Origin of the sequence: Halorubrum sp. SD690R (assembly GCF_005435035.1) — an archaeon.
Lineage (GTDB): Archaea > Halobacteriota > Halobacteria > Halobacteriales > Haloferacaceae > Halorubrum > Halorubrum ezzemoulense.
The window spans coordinates 59,768-78,258 of record NZ_SGTV01000001.1 but is presented as its reverse complement, the minus strand read 5'-3'; the positions used below and the strand labels follow the sequence as shown (position 1 = coordinate 78,258).

Annotated in this window: 14 protein-coding genes and 1 pseudogene; 7 read left to right on the top strand and 8 right to left on the bottom strand. The window is 70.7% G+C overall.

Features of this window, described 5'->3' with window-relative positions; genetic code table 11:
* Positions 1-71 precede the first annotated feature (71 nt).
* Both EXE41_RS00405 and EXE41_RS00400 read left to right on the top strand, forming a co-directional pair.
* A complete protein-coding gene (locus EXE41_RS00405; RefSeq protein WP_137689996.1) occupies positions 72-2,669 on the top strand; it encodes a DNA topoisomerase in 2,598 nt (865 codons plus the stop codon).
* An 86-nt stretch (positions 2,670-2,755) separates the two neighbouring features.
* Complete coding sequence (locus EXE41_RS00400) at positions 2,756-4,276, top strand: PAS domain S-box protein (RefSeq protein ID WP_049931422.1); 1,521 nt, start codon at positions 2,756-2,758, stop codon at positions 4,274-4,276.
* Between the two features lie 79 nt (positions 4,277-4,355).
* Here EXE41_RS00400 and EXE41_RS00395 read toward each other — a convergent pair whose 3' ends face one another.
* From EXE41_RS00395 to EXE41_RS00375, 5 genes and pseudogenes are all read right to left on the bottom strand, one after another.
* Positions 4,356-4,724 carry a DUF192 domain-containing protein gene (locus EXE41_RS00395; RefSeq protein WP_086219665.1) on the bottom strand — a complete coding sequence of 123 codons (369 nt, stop codon included), beginning with the start codon at positions 4,722-4,724 and terminating at the stop codon, positions 4,356-4,358.
* A 62-nt stretch (positions 4,725-4,786) separates the two neighbouring features.
* On the bottom strand, positions 4,787-5,041 hold the full coding sequence (locus EXE41_RS00390; protein ID WP_049931424.1) for a glutathione S-transferase N-terminal domain-containing protein: 255 nt from the start codon (positions 5,039-5,041) through the stop codon (positions 4,787-4,789).
* Between the two features lie 207 nt (positions 5,042-5,248).
* The gene (gene thsB / locus EXE41_RS00385) at positions 5,249-6,895 is read right to left on the bottom strand and encodes a thermosome subunit beta (RefSeq protein ID WP_049931518.1); all 1,647 of its coding nucleotides are present in this window, start codon (positions 6,893-6,895) and stop codon (positions 5,249-5,251) included.
* A 242-nt stretch (positions 6,896-7,137) separates the two neighbouring features.
* Positions 7,138-7,275: pseudogene (locus tag EXE41_RS00380) on the bottom strand (copper resistance protein CopD); the annotation flags it as partial.
* Between the two features lie 66 nt (positions 7,276-7,341).
* Positions 7,342-7,677 (bottom strand): hypothetical protein, encoded by a 336-nt coding sequence (locus EXE41_RS00375; protein WP_086219664.1) that lies wholly within the window; start codon positions 7,675-7,677, stop codon positions 7,342-7,344.
* Positions 7,678-7,861: 184 nt separating this feature from the next.
* Here EXE41_RS00375 and EXE41_RS00370 point away from each other — a divergent pair, with 184 nt between their 5' ends.
* From EXE41_RS00370 to pheA, 5 genes are all read left to right on the top strand, one after another.
* Positions 7,862-9,478, top strand: coding sequence for a BCCT family transporter (locus EXE41_RS00370; protein WP_137689995.1), 1,617 nt, complete (start codon positions 7,862-7,864; stop codon positions 9,476-9,478).
* 96 nt (positions 9,479-9,574) lie between these two features.
* Complete coding sequence (locus EXE41_RS00365; RefSeq protein ID WP_137689994.1) at positions 9,575-10,102, top strand: hypothetical protein; 528 nt, start codon at positions 9,575-9,577, stop codon at positions 10,100-10,102.
* 137 nt (positions 10,103-10,239) lie between these two features.
* A complete protein-coding gene (locus EXE41_RS00360) occupies positions 10,240-11,109 on the top strand; it encodes a CbiX/SirB N-terminal domain-containing protein (protein ID WP_049931428.1) in 870 nt (289 codons plus the stop codon).
* A 2-nt stretch (positions 11,110-11,111) separates the two neighbouring features.
* Positions 11,112-12,341, top strand: a complete 1,230-nt coding sequence (locus EXE41_RS00355) for a DR2241 family protein (protein WP_137689993.1) — start codon at positions 11,112-11,114, stop codon at positions 12,339-12,341.
* Positions 12,342-12,430: 89 nt separating this feature from the next.
* Positions 12,431-13,237: a prephenate dehydratase gene (gene pheA / locus EXE41_RS00350; RefSeq protein WP_137689992.1), complete on the top strand. Its 807-nt coding sequence runs from the start codon at positions 12,431-12,433 to the stop codon at positions 13,235-13,237.
* A gap of 553 nt (positions 13,238-13,790) precedes the next feature.
* Here the strand turns inward: pheA and cysS are convergent.
* The 3 genes from cysS to EXE41_RS00335 all read right to left on the bottom strand — a co-directional run bounded on the left by cysS (position 13,791) and on the right by EXE41_RS00335 (position 18,447).
* The gene (cysS, locus tag EXE41_RS00345) at positions 13,791-15,308 is read right to left on the bottom strand and encodes a cysteine--tRNA ligase (protein WP_137689991.1); all 1,518 of its coding nucleotides are present in this window, start codon (positions 15,306-15,308) and stop codon (positions 13,791-13,793) included.
* A gap of 395 nt (positions 15,309-15,703) precedes the next feature.
* Entirely contained in the window at positions 15,704-16,966 is a 1,263-nt protein-coding gene (ilvA, locus tag EXE41_RS00340; RefSeq protein ID WP_049931432.1) for a threonine ammonia-lyase, read from the bottom strand.
* 95 nt (positions 16,967-17,061) lie between these two features.
* A complete protein-coding gene (locus EXE41_RS00335) occupies positions 17,062-18,447 on the bottom strand; it encodes a deoxyribodipyrimidine photo-lyase (RefSeq protein ID WP_137689990.1) in 1,386 nt (461 codons plus the stop codon).
* Positions 18,448-18,491: the final 44 nt, after the last annotated feature.

Sequence of the window (18,491 nt, the reverse complement as noted above, 5' to 3'; positions counted from 1 at the left end):
TTTGACCCCTCGCCTGCCGCTGATTTCGCGTCGCGAAAGCTTTAGACCCGGGAGCGGCGTATCTCGCCGCAATGAGTCGCGGCCCCGAACTAATCATCACGGAGAAAGACAACGCGGCGCGGCGTATCGCCGACATCCTGAGCGGCGAGTCCGCGACCGCGGAGCGGATGAACGACGTCAACGTCTACGAGTGGGGCGGCAAGCGGTGTATCGGGCTCTCCGGCCACGTCGTCGGCGTCGACTTCCCCGCCGAGTACAACGACTGGCGCGACGTGGAGCCGGTCGAACTCATCGACGCGCCCGTCACAAAGACGCCGACGCAGGAGGGGATCGTCGCCGCGCTCCGCCGGCTCGCCCGCAACGCCTCGCGGGTCGTCATCGCGACCGACTACGACCGCGAGGGCGAACTGATCGGCAAGGAGGCGTACGAGCTCGTCCGCGAGGTGAACGAGGACGTGCCCGTCGACCGCGTCCGCTTCTCCTCGATCACGGAGAACGAGGTGCAGGAGGCGTTCGCGAACCCCGACGACCTCGACTTTGAGCTGGCGGCCGCGGGCGAGGCGCGACAGACAATCGACCTCACGTGGGGCGCGGCGCTCACCCGGTTCCTCTCGCTGTCCGCGCGCCAGCTTGGAGACGACTTCATCTCCGTCGGTCGGGTCCAGGGGCCGACCCTCAAGCTGATCGTCGACCGCGAGCGGGAGATCCAGGCGTTCGACCCCGAGTCGTACTGGGAGCTGACGGGCGAGCTGGCGAAGTCGAGCGGCGACCCGTTCGAGGCGCGCTACTTCTACCTGAACGACGAGGGCAACGAGCGCGAGCGCGTCTGGGACGAGGCGGTCGCGGAGACGCTCACCGAGGCGCTCGACGCGGCCGACGGGGCGACCGTCGACGACGTCACCCGGCGGACACAGACCGACGACCCGCCGACGCCGTTCAACACCACCGCGTTCATCCGCGCCGCGGGGTCGCTCGGCTACTCCGCGCAGCGCGCCATGTCGCTCGCGGAGGACCTCTACACGGCCGGCTACGTCACCTACCCGCGGACCGACAACACGGTGTACCCGGAGGACTTGGAGCCCGAGGAGCTGATCGCGGACCTCGGCGACTCGCCGACATTCGGCGAGGACGCCGCGAGTCTGCTCGACGAGGACCGCGAGATCGAACCGACCGAGGGCGACGAGGAGACGACGGACCACCCGCCGATCCACCCCACGGGTGAGCTGCCCGCCGCCGCCGACCTCTCGGACGACGAGTGGGAGGTGTACGAGCTGATCGTCCGCCGGTTCCTGGCGACCTGCGCCGACCCCGCGACGTGGGAGCGGTTGCGCGTGGTCGCGCTCGCGAACGGCGAGGCGACGTCGATCGCCGCGGGCGCCGACGGGCTCGCCGCGCTCCGCGACACCGACGACGCGGCGGAGCCGGCCGACCTCGCCGCCGACGGCGGGCTGCGGCTGAAGGCCAACGGGAAGCGGCTGCTGGAGGCGGGCTATCACGAGGTGTATCCGTACCGCTCCAGCGACGAGCGGATCGTCCCGGACGTCGAGGTCGGCGAGACGCTGTCGCTGTCGGACCGTTCCACCGAGGGGAAGGAGACCCAACCCCCGCGCCGCTACGGGCAGTCCCGGCTCATCGAGGAGATGGAGAAGCGGCAGCTCGGCACGAAGGCGACCCGGCACCGCACGATCGAGAAGCTGTACGACCGCAACTACGTCGAGAGCGACCCGCCCCGCCCGACGCGGCTCGCCGAGGCGGTCGTCGAGGCCGCGGAGGAGTTCGCCGACCGGATCGTGAGCGAGGAGATGACCGCCCAGCTCGAACAGGACATGGCGGCCATCGCGGCCGGCGAGAAGGAGTACGACGAGGTGACCGCGGAGTCCCGCGAGCTGCTCTCGCGCGTGTTCGACGACCTCACCGACTCCCGCGAGGCGGTCGGCGACCACCTCCAGACCTCGCTGAAGGCGGACAAGACCCTCGGCCCGTGTCCGGAGTGCGGGTCCGATCTCCTTGTCCGCAAGTCGCGGCAGGGGTCGTACTTCGTCGGCTGCGACGGCTATCCCGACTGCGAGTACACCCTCCCGCTCCCGTCGACCGGAAAGCCGCTCCTCTTGGACGAGACCTGCGACGAACACGACCTCCGTCACGTGAAGATGCTCGCCGGCCGGAAGACGTTCGTCCACGGCTGCCCGCAGTGTAAGGCGGACGAGGCCGACGAGCAGGAGGACGAGGTGATCGGGACGTGTCCCGACTGCGGGGCGGAACACGGGGGCGAGCTCGCGGTCAAGCGGCTCCGCTCCGGCTCGCGGCTTGTGGGCTGTACGCGCTACCCCGACTGCGACTACTCGCTGCCGCTCCCCCGGCGCGGCGAGATCGAGGTCACCGACGAGACCTGCGAGGAACACGACCTCCCGCACCTCCGCGTCCACTCCGGCGACGAGCCGTGGGAGTTGGGCTGTCCGATCTGTAACTACCGCGAGTTCACGGCCCGGCAGGAGGGGTCGGAGCTCCAAGCCGTCGAGGGGATCGGCGAGAAGACCGCCGCGAAGCTGAAAGACGCCGGCGTCGACGGCGTCGACGAGCTCAAGTCCGCCGATCCCGACAGTCTGGCGGCCGACGTCGACGGTGTTGGGCCCGACACCGTTCGCGACTGGCAGGCCAGAGCGGACTGACCGCCGGCGCGCCGCGCTCGGTTCGATTCCGCCGCAATTCATAAATCCACAAACACATATGCGCGGAGTGTCTCGATTACCGACAGATGGGTGACCGCGACCCGGACTCGTCGGCCGAGGACCGATCGCCGTCGAGCGGCGACGCCGCTCCGTCGGGGATCCTCCGAGCCTTCGTCGAGGCGGTTCCGACCCCGACGCTCGCCTGCGATCCGGACACGCTGGCCGTCCGCGCCGCGAACGCGCCGGCGGCCGACCTCGTCGGCCACGACCGCGGCACGCTGACGCTGATGGGCCTCCCGGACCTCGGCGAGACCGACGTCACCGTCTCCGGCGAGCCGATCGCTGACGTCGCCGCCGCGGCGGCCTCCCAGACGCCCGGCTCCGACGGCGCGACCGACGCGGCCGAGCGGTTCGAGTGGGACCTCCGTCTCGGCGATCCGAGGCTCCGGGTCGACGCGGCGCTCCACACGGCGACGATCGCCGGGTCCGAGTGGCTGGTCGTCGGACTCTCCGACGCCACCGCCCGCGTCGCCGCCGAGTCCGAGCGGGACACCGAGCGCCGACTGGTCGACGCGCTCGCCGACACCGTCCCGCTCGCGCTGTTCCGCTGTACCGAGGAGGGAACGCTCTCGCGGTGGAACGACGAGCTCGCGGCCGACACGGGGTACGCACCCGACGCGCTCTCCGGACGGGCGCTCACGTCGCTGTTCGACGAGGCGACACGCGACGCGATCAGCGAGGCCCTCACTCGGGTGTATCGCGACGGCGAGGCGGTCTCCCGCGAGGCGCGCCTCCTCACCCGCTCCGGCGAACGCGTCCCCTATCGGCTCTCCGTCGGTCCGGTGACCGACGGCGACCGCGTCGTGGGGGCCGTCGGCGTCGGCGAGGACGTCACCGAGGCGTCCCTCAGGGAGGAGCGGCTCGCCGTGTTGACGCGCGTGCTGCGGCACAACTTCCGGAACGACCTCAACGTGGTCACAGGGTTCACCGGACAGGCCATCGAGGCCGTCGACGACCCCGAGCTCACCGAGCAGCTCGAACGGGTCGTCGCCACCGCCGAGCGGCTGTTGCGCCTCGGCGAGACCTCTCGCAAGGTCGAGCGGCTGCTCTCCCAGCGCCCGTCGGCGCGACCGATCGCGCTCGCGCCCGCGGTCGACGCCGCCCTCGAATCGGTCGACCCGGCGGTCCTCGACGGGGCCACCGTCGATGTCGACATCCCGGACGACATCGTCGTCTCGGCGGTCGCGTTCCTCCCGGAGGCGATCACCGAGCTCGTCGACAACGCGATCCGCCACAACGACGCCGACGAGCCGCGGGTCCGGGTCTCGGCCGCGGAGCTCCCGAGCGAGTCGTGGGCCTCCCTCGTCGTCGCGGACGACGGGCCGGGGATCCCCCCGGCCGAGCGCGCCGTCCTCACCGGCGAAGAGACGCCGCTCGAACACGCGAGCGGGCTCGGGCTCTGGTACGTGAACTGGATCGCCACCGCCGGCGGCGGGAGCCTCGACATCGCCGAGAGCAAGGCCGGCGGAAGCCGGATCGAGCTGTCCCTGCGCGTCGCCGATGCGCCGCCGATCGACGACACCGAACTGTTCAGCCCGGACGACTGAGCCGGACGGGGGTGACGCGGTCGCCCCGTCGACGCCGAGGTCACTCCGGCGGTCACCACTCCGCGAGACGGCGCGCGCCTCACTCCGCGAGCCGGAGCTCGTCGCCCACCGTCACCGACTCCGCCGCGCCGGCCGGCAGCTCGACGACGGTGTCGGCGCGGCCGCGGCCCAGTCCCACGAACGGCGCGAGCCGCTTCTCCGCCGTCACCTCGCCGTCGACGAGCCACACCGCGTCGATCGCGAATGGCACGAACAGCATGTGGAGCCACTGCGTCTCGGGCTCGTCGAAGGGGAAGACGAGGGCGTAGTCGTCGGGGACCGACCGCCGGAACATCAGCCCGCGGGCCTGTTCGAGCGTCGAGCGGGCGACGTCGACGTCGCTCGCCAGGACGGTCTCGGTCCGGTCGCCCGACGCGTCGGGACGGTGTACGAGTCGCACGCGGGTCACCTCGCCGCGGGCGAATAAATAGGCTCTCGTTCGACGGTGGCTCGCGTCCCCGCGTCCGAGCGTTAGCTCGCGCCGCCGTACGTCTCTTCGAGGTACTCGACGATGTCGTCGCTCTCGGGCATCCCCTCGATCCCGTGCTCCTCGTCGACGAGGACGGGCACGCCGGTCTGTCCGGAGACCTCCTCGACCTCGGTGCGGTCGCTGTGCGAGCGCGGGACCATGATCGAGTCGTACTCCAAGCCGAGGTCGGACAGCTTCGTCTTCACCTTCGCGCAGTACGGACAGCCTTCGAGCTCGTAGAGCGTGAGATCTGCCATCGCCCCCCCGTAGGGCGCGGATCCGTAAAGAGGTGCGGCCGCCGATGTGCGCGGCGCGCACGGGCGGGCAAAAGGCGAGCGGGCGGGGATCGGCCCCTCGCCAGCCGACTTCGGCGGCCGTTCGGCTGGTCTCGGTTGAAACGGGGGAAAACGGAGCGTTCGTCGGACGAAACGGTGGGAACGGTGGAAGTCAGTTCTCGACCGACTTCACATCGCGCCGCCCATGCCGCCCATGCCGCCCATGCCGCCGCCGGGGGCGCCGCCCTCGTCGTCGCCGCCCGCCGTCGAGAGGTCGCCCGCCGAAATGATGTCGTCGATTTTCAGGACCAGGTTCGCCGCCTCGGCCGCGGAGGCGATCGCCTGCTCCTTCGCGTGGGCCGTCTCGACGACGCCCGCCTCGGCCGTGTCGACGACCTCGCCGGCGAACACGTCGAGCCCGGCGTGCTGGTCGCCCGCCTCGTGGGCCGCGCGGAGGTCGACCAGCAGGTCGATCGCGTCGAGGCCCGCGTTCTCGGCGAGCACGCGCGGGATCAGTTCGAGGGAGTCGGCGAACGCCTCGACCGCGAGCTGCTCGCGCCCCTCGACGGAGTCGGCGTAGTCGCGCAGGCGGCGCGCGATCTCGACCTCGACCGCGCCGCCGCCGGGCAGCGTGCGCCCGTCGGAGACGGTCGTCGAGACCACGTCGAGCGCGTCTTGGATGCCGCGCTCGAGCTCGTCGACAACGTGGTCGGTCGTGCCGTACAGGAGGAGCGTGACGCCGTGGGCGTCCTCGCCCTCGACGTAGAACAGCTCCTCGTCGCCGTCGCGCTCGACCGAGCCGACCGCGAGGTCGTCCGCGGTGAGGGAGTCGAGGTCGGTGACGATCGGCGCGCCGAGGACGTTCTTCAGGAACGTCAGGTCGGACTTCTTCGTGCGGCGGACCGCCAGCACGCCCTCCTTGGCGAGGTAGTGCTGCGCGAGGTCGTCGATGCCCTTCTGACAGAAGACGACGTCGGCGCCGGAGTCGACGATCTGGTCGACCTTCTCGCGGAGCTGCTCCTCCTCCTGATCGAGGAACTTCTGGAGCTGGTCCGGCGAGTCGACGTTGACGGAGGTGTCCACGTCGGCCTCCTCGACCTCGATCGGGTCGTTGAGGAGCAGGACGTTCGCCGACTCGAAGTCGGTCGGCATGTCGTCGTGGACCGGGTCCTTGTCGATCGCCGCACCGGTGAGCAGGCGGGACTCGCCCGCCGCGCGACCGGTGCGCGTCTCGATGTTCAGGTTCGCCAGGTCGACCACGTGGGAGCCGTCGTCGGCCTCGACCGTGACGCCCTGTACGGCGCGGACGACAAGGTCGGCGAGCACGTCCTTGTCGAGCTCGGCGCCCTTGCCGGTCATGGACGTCTCGGCGACGTTCTGGAGCGTCTCCGTGTCGTCGGGGTCAACCGCGGTCGCGACCTCGTCGACCTGCTCGCGGGCGTACTCGCTCGCGAGGTTGAACCCCTTGATCACCGCTGTCGGGTGGATGTCCTGTTCAAGCAGGTCCTCGGCGTTCTTCAGCAGCTCGCCCGCGATGGCGACCGCGCTGGTCGTCCCGTCGCCGGCCTCGTCCTCCTGGGTCTCGGCGACCTCGACGACCATCTCGGCGGTCGGGTTGTCGATGTCCATCTCCTGGAGGATGGTGACGCCGTCGTTGGTGATGGTGACGTCGCCCATCGAGTTGACGAGCATCTTGTCCATCCCCTTCGGTCCGAGCGTCGACCGGACGGACTCGGCGACGCCGCGCGCCGCGGAGATGTTGTACTCCTGTGCGTCCTTGTCCTGGACGCGCTGGGCGTCATCGCCCATGATGATCATCGGCTGACCCTGCTGCATTCGCTGACTCATACAGCGTTTGATTGATTGTGATTCTATATAAATGTCTCGTTGACGGCCGGACGGACACGGACGGACGCCGTCGGGAGCCGCCGTCGAAAACCGCACGACACCGGACCGTTCTTTCCCGGATCGTGCGGAGAGTTAGCATTGATCTCTGGTGGGACGAATTCGGCTATCCGACGCCGTTTATATATCTCGCTCTCGCCGCCGCGTCACCCCGGAACCCCGCCGGCGAGCAACGCGGCGTCGACGAACGCCTCGCGGCCGAGCGTCCCGTCGGTCGCCCGCGGCAGGGTCGCGTAGACGACGTACAGCGTCGCACCGGTCCACAGCGCGCCGGAGATCACGTGGAGGACGAAGGCGGTCGTGAGCAGCACACCGTTCCGTCCGGCCGACGCCGGCATACATTCCGACTCGCGGTTCCGCGCTTCGGGACCGCGGCGTCACGGCAGCGTCAGCGTCCCCTCGTACCGGTGCGTGTCGTCGACGGTCTCGCGGTACTCGTACGCCGGCGGGGGCTCGATCCCCCACTCGCGGAGGCGCTCGTCGACGCCGTCCACATACGTGACGAGGAACGAATCCCGGTCGCGGAGCGTCGGCGGCGTCCGGGTGTACTCCGTCTCGAACCGACACCGCGCCGTTCGCCCGTCGTCGTTGACCTCGATCCGGACCCGGAGGTCCGAGCGCAGCCGCTCGCGGACCGGCGGCGGGTCGCCGCGGAGGTGCCCCTCGCCGAACGCGTCGATCGCGGCCAGCGCCTCGTTCGGGACGTGGTTCACGGCCGCGGATACGGGCTGGCAACACGAATCTCTGCCGCCCGCGCGCCGCCGGATCGGCGCGGCCGACGACGGTGACGGTCCGCCGTCGATTTCCGACCACGGTGCGCGGACGAAAACGGACGTACACGCACTCAGAAACAGGTTTAAGCCGGTTGAGGCCCTGCTGATCGATACCCACTCGTTTATGAATGGACGCTCCGTCGTCGAGTCGATACGCTCGTTCAGATCCGAGGTCGATCCCGTGCCCTTCGCCGCCGGCGCGCTGGCAACGTTCGCGTTCCTCGCGTACACGGCGGCCGACACGGAAGGCGCCGCCGCCGCGATCGACGCGGCGTTCGTCACGTTCGGCCAGGGGCTCGCGTGGCTCTACCTCGGCACGGTGCTCGCGCTGGTCGGGGCCGCCGGCTACCTCCTCGTCAGTCGCTACGGACGCGTTCGCCTCGGCGAGGGCGACCCCGAGTACGGGACGGCGTCGTACGTGGCGATGTTCTTCTCGGCCGGGCTGTCGGCCGGCATCGTCTTCTTCGGTCCCGTGGAGGCGCTGTTACACTACCAGACCGTCCCGCCGCTATTCGCGGGCGAGGTGGCCGCGGAGTCGAGCGCGGCGGCGGTGCCCGCGGTCGCGTACACGGTCTTCCACTACGGCGTCAGCGCCTGGGGCGGGTACCTCGCGATCGGCATTCCGGTCGCGTACTTCGCCTACCGACACGACGCTCCGTTCCGCGTCTCCACCGCGCTGTATCCCGTCCTCGGCCCCGACCGGCTCGACGGCCTCGTCGCCCGGACGGTCGACACCCTCGCTGTCGTCGCCACCATCGGCGGGATCGCGACCGGGCTCGGCTTCATCGCCACCCAGCTGCTCACCGGCGTCACGTTCCGGACCGGAGTCGCGTTCGGCGACGCCGAGACGGTCGCCGTCATCGTCGGCATCACCGTCCTCTTCACGCTCTCGCTCGTCGCGGGCGTGAGCCGCGGCATCCGACGGCTGTCCGTGTTCAACATCGCGGTCATGGCCCTGCTCCTCGGCGTGGCGCTCCTCGCCGGGCCGACGGTCGACGTGTTGAACATCGGCGTGGCGGCGCTCGGCACGTACGCGACCTCCTTCTTCGAGATGAGCCTGTTCACGGGGAGCGGCGTGGAGGGCGGCGCGAGCTGGACGGCGGCGTGGACCGTCTTCTACTGGTCGTGGTGGATCGCGTGGGCGCCGTTCGTCGGGCTGTTCCTCGCGCGGATCTCCCGCGGCCGGACGATCCGGTCGGTGGTCAGCACCGCCTTCGGGACGATGACCGCGGTCTCGGCGCTGTGGTTCACCGTCGTCGGGGGGACGTCGATCCGGATCCAGCAGTCCGGCGCGGCCGACGTGCTCGGCGCGGTCGGCGAGTTCGGCGACGGCGTCTCCGGCTACGTCATCTTCGGGGCGTTCCCCGGCGGCGAGCTGTGGCAGCTGCTGTTCTTAGTGCTGGTGACGACGTTCTTCCTCACCTCCGCCGACTCCTCGACGCTCGCGGTCGGCATGCTCACGACCGGCGGCAGCCGGAAGCCGTCGGGCGCGAACCGGGTCTTCTGGGGGATCCTCCAGGGTGCGATCGCCTCCGTGCTCGTGGTCGTCGGCGGCGCGACCGCGCTCCGGTCGTCGGTGATCGTCACGGGCGCCCCGTTCGCGCTCGTCTGTCTCGTCGCCATGGGCGGGTTCCTGCGCTGGCTGTCGCGGTCCGACGAGCCGGTCGCCGCGGACGATCCCCGGCCGGAGTCCGACCCGGTGCCGCCCGCGTCGGCGAGCCTCGCCGAGGACGACGACTGACCGCGCGGGACCGCCGGCCCCCGCGGACGACGCCGGACCGGCCCTGACGACGCGGCGATCGAAACCGGCTTGATCGACGCGCGCGCAAGTCGGTCCATGTCGCTGGCAGCCGACACCCGCGAGGCCGTCCGCTCGCGGCCGTTCGTCTTCGACGCGCTCCGCGCCGGCCTCCTGAACTACAGCGCCGCGGCCGCGTGGCTCGCCGAGGCCGCCGCCCTCGACGGCGAGCCGGACGCGGTCGCGGCCGCTCTCCGGCGCTTCCGCGAGGACCTGCCCGCGTACGCGACGGAATCGCGAGGGACGACCGTCTCGATGCGCAGCGGGGTCGGGCTCTCGGCGGCCGACGGCGCGGCCGAGGGCGACGCCGGCGAGCCGCTCCTCCGCGTCGGCGACGCGGCCGTCGCTCCGGAGGGCGACCGCACGGCGATCGTCGCGACCGGCGATGTCGACGCCGCGGCGCTCGGGGCGTCGCTCCGCCGGTTGGCCGTTCGGGACATCGAGGTCCCGGCCGCCGGCGTCGCGGAGAATACGCTCGTCTGCGTCGTCGGGTGGCGCGACGGTCCGGACGCGGTCCGGATCGTCGAGGCCGCGCTCGACGCGGTGCCGACGACCGACTCGACCTGACGCGCGGTCAACGACGGCTCCGGCCTGTCGCGCGGTCGACGCCGCTTTGCGGGTCGACCCCGAACCCCGGCGTCGCACCGTTTTCGCACTCCCGCAGCCTCCGAAGTCCCTAAGAGCGGCGCGGCCCCAGTACGGGTATGCAGTCGCTCGTCATCGTCGCGCACGGCTCGCACCTCAACCCCGAGTCGAGCGCGCCGACGTACGACCACGCCGACACGATCCGCGCCACCGGTGCCTTCGACGAGGTCCGCACCGGCTTCTGGAAGGAGGAGCCGCACTTCCGAGAGGTGCTCCGCACCGTCGAGGGCGACGAGGTGTACGTCGTCCCGCTGTTCATTTCGGAGGGCTACTTCACCGAGCAGGTGATCCCCCGCGAGCTCCGCCTCGCCGGCTGGGACGTCTCGGAGTGGGACTCCGACGGCCTCTCGGCGGACCAGGCGACGCTCGTCGCCGAGGACATCGACAAGGAGGTCCACTACTGCGGGCCGGTGGGGACCCACCGCGCGATGACCGACGTGATCGTCCGCCGCGCGGAGTCCGTGACGAACGACGCCGACGTGGGCGACGGGTTCGGCCTCGCGGTCGTCGGCCACGGCACCGAGCGCAACGAGAACTCGGCGAAGGCGATCGAGTACCACGCCGACCGGATCGCCGAGCGCGACCGATTCGACGAGGTGAAGCCGCTGTACATGGACGAGGACCCGGAGGTCGACGACCTCCCCGAGCACTTCGAGAGCGACGACGTCGTCTTAGTTCCCCTCTTCATCGCCGACGGCTACCACACGCAGGAGGACATCCCGGAGGACGTGGGCCTCTGTGAGGACCACACCGAGGGATACGACGTGCCCGAGACGGTCGACGGCACGCGGATCTGGTACGCGGGCGCGGTGGGAACGGAGCCACTCATGGCCGACGTGGTCTTAGAGCGCGCCGACGACGCCGGCGCCGACCTTGGGACGGCGCTCGACGACGTGCGAGAGACTACCCGCGTCGCCACGGGGGACTGAGCGTGAGCGACCCGACCTCCGCGGAGGCTGACGCGGCCGACGACGGATCCGAAGACGCCGGTAGCGAGCCCGACGCGCCAGAGATCGACCTCCCGAGCGAGGCGTTCGACGCGGTCCTCGACGCGCTCGCCGACCGCGAGCCGGGGGAGCCCGTCCGGTTCGAGGGGTTCAGCGTGGCGCGCGGCGCCGACGAAGACGACGAGGACGCTCCCGTCGAGGACGCCCCCGGCGAGTACGTCCTCGCCGACGGCGACCGCCCGGTCGGGCTGAGCGAGCGCGAGCTCCACGAGGCGCTCTCCGAGCGCGCCGCGGCCGTCACCGACTGGTACACCTTCGAGCGCGTCGTCGGCGAGTTCGGGCCGCGTCGCGCGTTCCTCCGCTGGATCGAGGACGCGGACGGCGATACCGTCGCGACCCGGTACGCCGCGCTCGCCGAGGGCATCGAACGCGCGTGGGGCGAACTGAAGATCACGGCGACGGTCACCGACCGCGGGGAGCGCCGCTACGACGTGCGCCACGCCGACGACGCCGGCGTTCCGGTCGACGATCTGGACGCGTACGACGACCCGCTCAACGCCCGCGATCTGGTGACGTTCGACGAACAGGGGCGGTACCGCCCGCTCAAGACGGCCCCGTCGCTCGCTGGCGGCTGGGCGTTCCCCGACCTCGGCCCGCGCGACCTCTACGAGGCGGTCGAGACGATCTACCCCGCGACCGTCGCCAACTGGCACCGCGAGCGCGAGGGGGAGCTCGACGTGACTCACTGGCGCGAGACGATGGAGCGCCAGTCGGGCATCTACGGCGTCGTGAAGACGTGGGACCGCGGCGAGGGGTACGAGCACGTCAACTGGGTGGCGGAGGCCTGTTGCGACGACTCGCAGTGTCTCAAGCGCCGCGAGTGGCAGTACGACGACGAGACGGACCTCGACGTCGACGGCGGCGACGGCGCGTTCCCCTGCCGCGAGCCGTGTTCAGTCGTGGTGTCGGCCGCGCGGAAGTGGACGCGACTGGAGAGCGAGCAGCCGCGGACGTACGAGTTCGACCTGACCCCGAGCGAGAAGGAGCAGGTCGAGGACATCATCGACGCGGTCGCGGACGGCCGGACCGACGAGATCCGCGAGGCGGACACGAAGGAGGGGGCGAACCGGTACCGGGCGCGCTTCCTCCGCGCCAAGCTGTTCGACGACGAGGGGAACCTCGGCGGCGCGCCGACCGAATCGGCCGAGGAGTGACCGGCTCCGTAGCCCGACCCCGATCGGACGCACCGGAAACATCGCCGCGCCCCGCAGGCTTTTTTCGGCTCCCCTGAAACGGTGGGGCAATGAACGCCGTCACGTTGGGTCCCGCCGGCACGTACTCGCACCGCGCCGCGCGCGCCGTCGCCGCCGAGGTGTCGTTCCGCGAATCGGTCACCGCAATCGTCGACGCCGTCGCGGACGGCGAGTTCGAGCGCGGCGTCGTCCCCATCGAGAACAGCATCGAGGGGTCGGTCACGGAGAGCCTCGACGCGCTCGCCGACTATGACGTGTCCGTCACCCGCGAGGTCGTCACGCCAATCCGCCACGCCCTCCTCTCGCAGGACGACTCGTTCGAGGTCGTCGCGAGCCACTCGCAGGCGCTCGCGCAGTGTCGCAACTGGCTGGAGTCGAACTACCCGGACGCCGGCCTCGAAGCGGTCGCTTCCACGGCCCGCGGCGTCGAGCGCGCCCGGGAGGACGCCCGCGTCGCCGGGATCGGGCACCCGGACAACGCCGGCGCCGACCTCTCTATCCTCGCGGAAGACATCCAGGACCGGACGTCGAACGCGACGCGGTTCCTCGTCGTCGCGCCCGAGTCCGCGAGGGCCGACGCCGGCGGGAAGACCACGCTGATCGTCTACCCGAACGCGAACTACCCCGGCCTCCTGCTGGAGCTGCTGGAGGCGTTCGCCGACCGCAACCTCAACCTCTCGCGGATCGAGTCGCGCCCGAGCGGCGAGCGCCTCGGCGACTACCTGTTCCACTTCGACGTGGACGCCGGGCTCTACGAGGACCACATGGCGAAGGCGGTCGACGACGTCGAGACCATCGCGGACAAGGGATGGGTGAAGGTGCTCGGATCGTACGACACCGAGCACGTGCTCGACTGAGACCTGAACTTCGGAAGACTGCGACCCGTTGCTCCGTTATTTAAACGACCAGACCTAACGGTGACGACTATTTATCGATGAACGCGGCGGTACGGTGGCGCGCGCCTCCGAGCGGCCGCCTGCGGCGGCCGTGAGGAGCGCGTGCGAAGTCGCCGGCGCCACGCGCCGACTGCCAGAGGGACCGAAGGTCCCTCGTTGGAGTCGCTGGCTCCCGGAGCGAAGCGGAGGGCGCCAGCGACGAGGCTGGGGAGGCGCGAGGTGCGGTGCTGTGCGGTGCGGGACTCAAAGGGGCAGCCCTGAGTGCGAAGCACGGAGACGCAAGTAGCGGGGCGCTACGCGCCGCGGGAAGCCGGCGGCGAAGCCACCGGCGACACCGCAGCGAAGGGGCGGTAGCGACCGACCGAGGAACACAGCGAGCCGCGCGAGCCCTCACGACTGGGGCTTTGGAGACGTTATCCGCGGTTCCGTCGGCAGCTGTTTATATACGAGCGACCGAGCCACCCACCGCTATCGCCACACTGACGATCCCTCCGGTGAAACGCGCGGTTCCGTATTACTCGAACCGGTACGTCGCGCCGTCCGGGCCGTCCTCGATCTCGACGCCGACTTCGCCGAGCGCGTCGCGGAGCTCGTCCGCGCGCTCGTAGTTGCCCGCCTCGCGCTCGGCCTCGCGGACGTCCAACACGAGTTCGACCAGCTCGCCGGCGAGGTCGACGTCGCCGTCGCTCGGCGACTCGAACTGGAGGCCCAACACGTCGCCGCCGAGCTCTTCGAACGTCTCGACCGCCTCGCGGAGGCCCCGGTAGTCGTAGGCGGCGTCTGCGTCACGGGTCCCGTTCCCGTCATCGTCCCCCTCGTCGACCGCGTCCACGTGCCGGTTCACCGCGTCGGTGAGATCGAGGAGCGCCGCGGTCGCCTCCCGGAGGTTGAGGTCGTCGTTCATCGCGGTCGCGAAGTCGTCGCGCGCGGTCGCAACCGCCTCGCGGAGGTCGTCGTCTTCGGCTTTCGCTCGGGCCTCGGTCGAGTCGAGCGCCTCGACGGCGCGGTCGTACGTGCGGGAGAGCCGCTCCCAGCGCTCCTCGGCCTCCGCGATCGTCTCCTCGGTGAGCGCCTGCTCGGAGCGGTAGGCGGCGCCGGCGTAGAACGTGCGGACGACGTTGACGCCGAGTTCGTCGAGGGCGTCCGGCACGGTCCAGAAGTTGCCGATCGACGAGGACATCTTCTCGCCGTCCATCTCCAGCAGGCCGACGTGGAGCCAGTGGCGCGCGAACGCCTCGCCGGTCGCCGCCTCGGACTGCGCGATCTCGTTCTCGTGGTGCGGGAAGACGAGGTCGCGCCCGCCCATGTGGATGTCGAGAGTGTCCCCGAGGTGCGTCGTCGACATCGCCGAGCACTCCACGTGCCACCCGGGTCGCCCCTCGCTCCACGGCGACGCCCACGTCTCGCCCTCGGGGGTCTCCGCGCCGTGGTCGTGTTTCGCGTGTTCGCGCGCCGCGGTCTCGCTCACGCCGTCGGCCTTCCACAGCGCGAAGTCGGCCGGATTCCGCTTCTCCGAGCGCTCGTCCGGCTCGCCCTGCGCTTCGAGCGCGTCTAACTCCTGATTCGAGAGCTTCCCGTACTCGTCGAAGCGGGTCACGTCGAAGTAGACGGAGCCGTTCGACTCGTAGGCGTACCCCTCCTCGATCAGGGTCTCGACGAGGTCGACGATCTCCGGCACGTGCTCGGTGACGCGGGGGTACACCTCCGCCCGCCTGAGGTTGAGTCCGCGCATCGCGTCGAACGTCGTGGCGGTGAACGCCTCGGCCACGTCGCGTTCCTCGGTCCAGTCGTCGCGCTCGCCGACGCGGGCCGTGATCTTCTCGTTGACGTCGGTGACGTTCTCGACGTGGCGTACGTCGTAGCCGAGGTGTTCGAGCCACCGGTGGAGCACGTCCGCGTGGAACCACAGGCGGGCGTGCCCGAGGTGCGGGTCGTCCGACACCGTCAGGCCGCAGACGTACAGCGTGATGTCGCCGTCGGCCGTGAACTCGACGCGCTCGTCTTCCAGGGTGTCGGTAACGACGAGACTCATTACGAGACGGTTGCCGAGGTGAGCGTTTCAAATCGTCGGATCGCGCGAGACGACGACCACCCGCCCGACGCGGTCGGCGGGTCGATCGTGGACGCCTTCGGTGACTTGGCGGTGAACACCTCCAAAGCCCCAGTCGCGAGGCCGCAGTACGCTCGCTGTGCTCCTCACTCGGTCGCTCCGCTCCCTCGTTCCGGCGCTTGCGTCGCCTACGGCGGCCTCGCGACTGCCCCTTCGAGTCCCGCCCCACGCCGCAACCGCACCTCACGCCTCCCCAGCCTCGTCGGCCTCCCTGCGGTCGGCCGACTCCCTCGCACGCGCTCCTCACGGCCGCCGCAGGCGGCCGCTCGGAGGCGCGCGCCACCGTAGTTCAATTTATACATCGACGACATTCTCCCTCACGCCTCCCGCGTCGTCCACTCCACCTCGTATCCCGCCTCGCGTACCGCCTTGAGGACGCGGTCGACGTGGGCAGGGCCGTTCGTCTCCACCTCGAAGACGAGGTCGGCGTCGCCGACCGGCAGGTCAGGTCGGCTACGCTCGTGGCGCACGGTCCGGATGTTCGCGCGCTCCGCGCCGATCAGGGTGCTGATCTCCCCCATCGTCCCGGGCGTGTCGTCGATCCGGACGGAGAGCTCGATCAGCTGGTGGCGGTCGACGAGGGCGTGCGTCACCACCTCCTTCAGCGTCGTCACGTCGATGTTGCCGCCGCAGAGAAGCGGGACGACGGTCTCGCCGCCGAGGTCGAGATCGTCGACCGCCTCGTCGTTCAACAGGGCGGCCGCGGCGGTCGCGCCCGCGCCCTCGACCATCTGCTTCGCGCGCTCCAAGAGCAGGAGGATCGCGTTCGCCACGTCGTCGTCGCTCACGACGACCGCCTCGTCGAGGTGTTCGTCGAGGAGTTCGAAGGTGAGGTCGCTCAGCCCGCCGGTCGCGATCCCGTCCGCGATCGTGTCGGGTTCGTCGCGCGTCACGAGTTCGCCGGCCGCGAGGCTCTCCGAGAGCGTCGACGCGCCCTCGGTCTGAACGCCGACGACCCGCGTCTCGGGCGACCGGGCCTTGACCGCGGTTGCGACGCCGCCCGCGAGCCCGCCGCCCCCTACGGGGACGAGGACGGTGTCGACGTCGGGCACCTGGTCGAGCACTTCCAGGCCGAGCGTCCCCTGTCCCGCGACCACGTCGGGGTCGTCGAACGCGTGGACGAACCGCGTCCCGGGGTCGTCGGTCAGCGTCCGAGCGTGCGCCATCGCCTCGGGGAACGCGCTGCCCCGGAGGACGACCTCGGCGCCGTAGGCGCGGGTCGCCTCGATCTTCGCCGCGGGCGCTGCCTCCGGCATCACGATCGTCGCTTCGATCCCGGCGTCGGCCGCCGCGAGCGCGACCCCCTGTGCGTGGTTGCCCGCGCTCGCGGCCACGACGCGCTCGATCGGGACCTCCGCGGCGCGCTCTCCGGACCCGTCTATCGCCAGCGAGATCGCGTTGTACGCGCCGCGCGTCTTGAACGAGCCGGTGCGCTGGAGGTGTTCCATCTTGAGACGCACGTCGGCGCCGCACCGATCGCTCAGCGAGCGACTCCGCTCGACGGGCGTCCGCTGGACGATGTCGGTGCCGGCGAGCCGCTCGGCGGCGGCCTCGACGTCGTCGATCGCGACTGGGGACATAGCGGAGCCGTTCTCGGGGCCCCACGAAAAGGACTCGGTTACGGAACGCCGGTACCACCCACGGGTCCGCACCGCTTCGCGCCGACCCGCGCCCGCTATCGCTTCCCGAGCGCCTCCTCGAAGACGCGCTGCGCGCGCTCGTACCCTTCGTTCCGGTCGACGATCGGGTGCGCGTAGTCGGGCGCGAGCTCCTCGCGCTCCGCCCGCGAGAGGGTCGGCCAGTCGACCACCTTCCCGGACGGCACGTCCGAGAGCTCCGGGACGTACGCCTTCACGAATCGGGCGCCGTCGTCGTACTTCGACATTTGGCTCACCGGGTCGAAGATGCGCACGTCGACGGAGTCGGTGCCGGTGGAGGCGGTCCACTGCCACGCGCCGTGGTTCGAGGCGTAGTCGTGGTCGATCAGCTGCTTCGTGAAGTAGCGCGCGCCGCGCCGCCAGTCGATCAGGAGGTGCTTCGTGAGGAAGCTCGCGACCACCTGCCGCGGCCGGTTGTGGATGTACCCCTCCTCGTTCAGCTGTCGCATTCCGGCGTCGACGAGCGGGTAGCCGGTCTCGCCGCGCGTCCACGCCTCGAAGGCGTCGTCGTCGTCGCGCCACGCGATCTCGTTCGGGAACGACTTGTAGTTCGACACGGCGAGGTCCGGGTTGTAATACAGCAGGTGGTACATCTGCTCGCGCCACGACAGCTCGTACCGGTACTTATCGACGTTGCGGCGCTCCCCGCCGGTCACGGCGTCGTACACGTCGCTCGCGCCCGCCCACAGCTCGCGGACCCCGATCGCGCCGGTCGCGAGGTACGGAGACATCCGCGAGACCGCGTGCGTCGGGGCCTCGACGGCCCGCGCGAGGTCGTCGCGGGTGTCGTTGTACGAGGTGATCCCGTAGTCGAGGAACCCGTTGAACCGCTCGCGGGCGGCCTCGTACCCCGCGTCGGGGAGGTCGATGTCGGCGTCGGGCTCGGGGACGGTCTTCCCGTCGCGCACGTCGGCCAGCGCGGCCGCATCCGGCTCCGCGTACGGCCCGCGCTTCGGCACGGCCTCCCAGTCGCCGTGGAACTGGCTGTGGTTCGGATAGCGCGCCTCCAGCCGACCGGGGTCGACCAGCACGATGTCGGTCCGCGAGTCGGTGTCGACGCCTTCGCCGGCGAGCGCGTCCTCGACCGCCCGCTGTCGGTTCCGACGGGCCGCTCGGTACTGCTCGTTGTAGAACACCGCCTCCGCGTCGTATTCCGCGGCGAGGTCGACGAGGACCGCTTCCGGGTCGCCGGCGCGGACGATCAGGTCGCTCCCGAGTTCGCGGTACCGCTCCTCCAGTCGCTTCACGTGCCGGAGGAAGAACGCGCGCTGCCGCGCGCCGACCGTTCCGAGCAGGTCGGCGTCGTACACGAACACCGGCACGACTTCACCGTCCCGAGCCGCGGCGGCGAGCCCGGCGTTGTCCCGCGTTCGAGCGTCTCCTCGGTGCCAGAACAGGCGCATACGATCTCCAAGGGCGCCAGCGGATAGTGTCTGTCGCCGGCGTC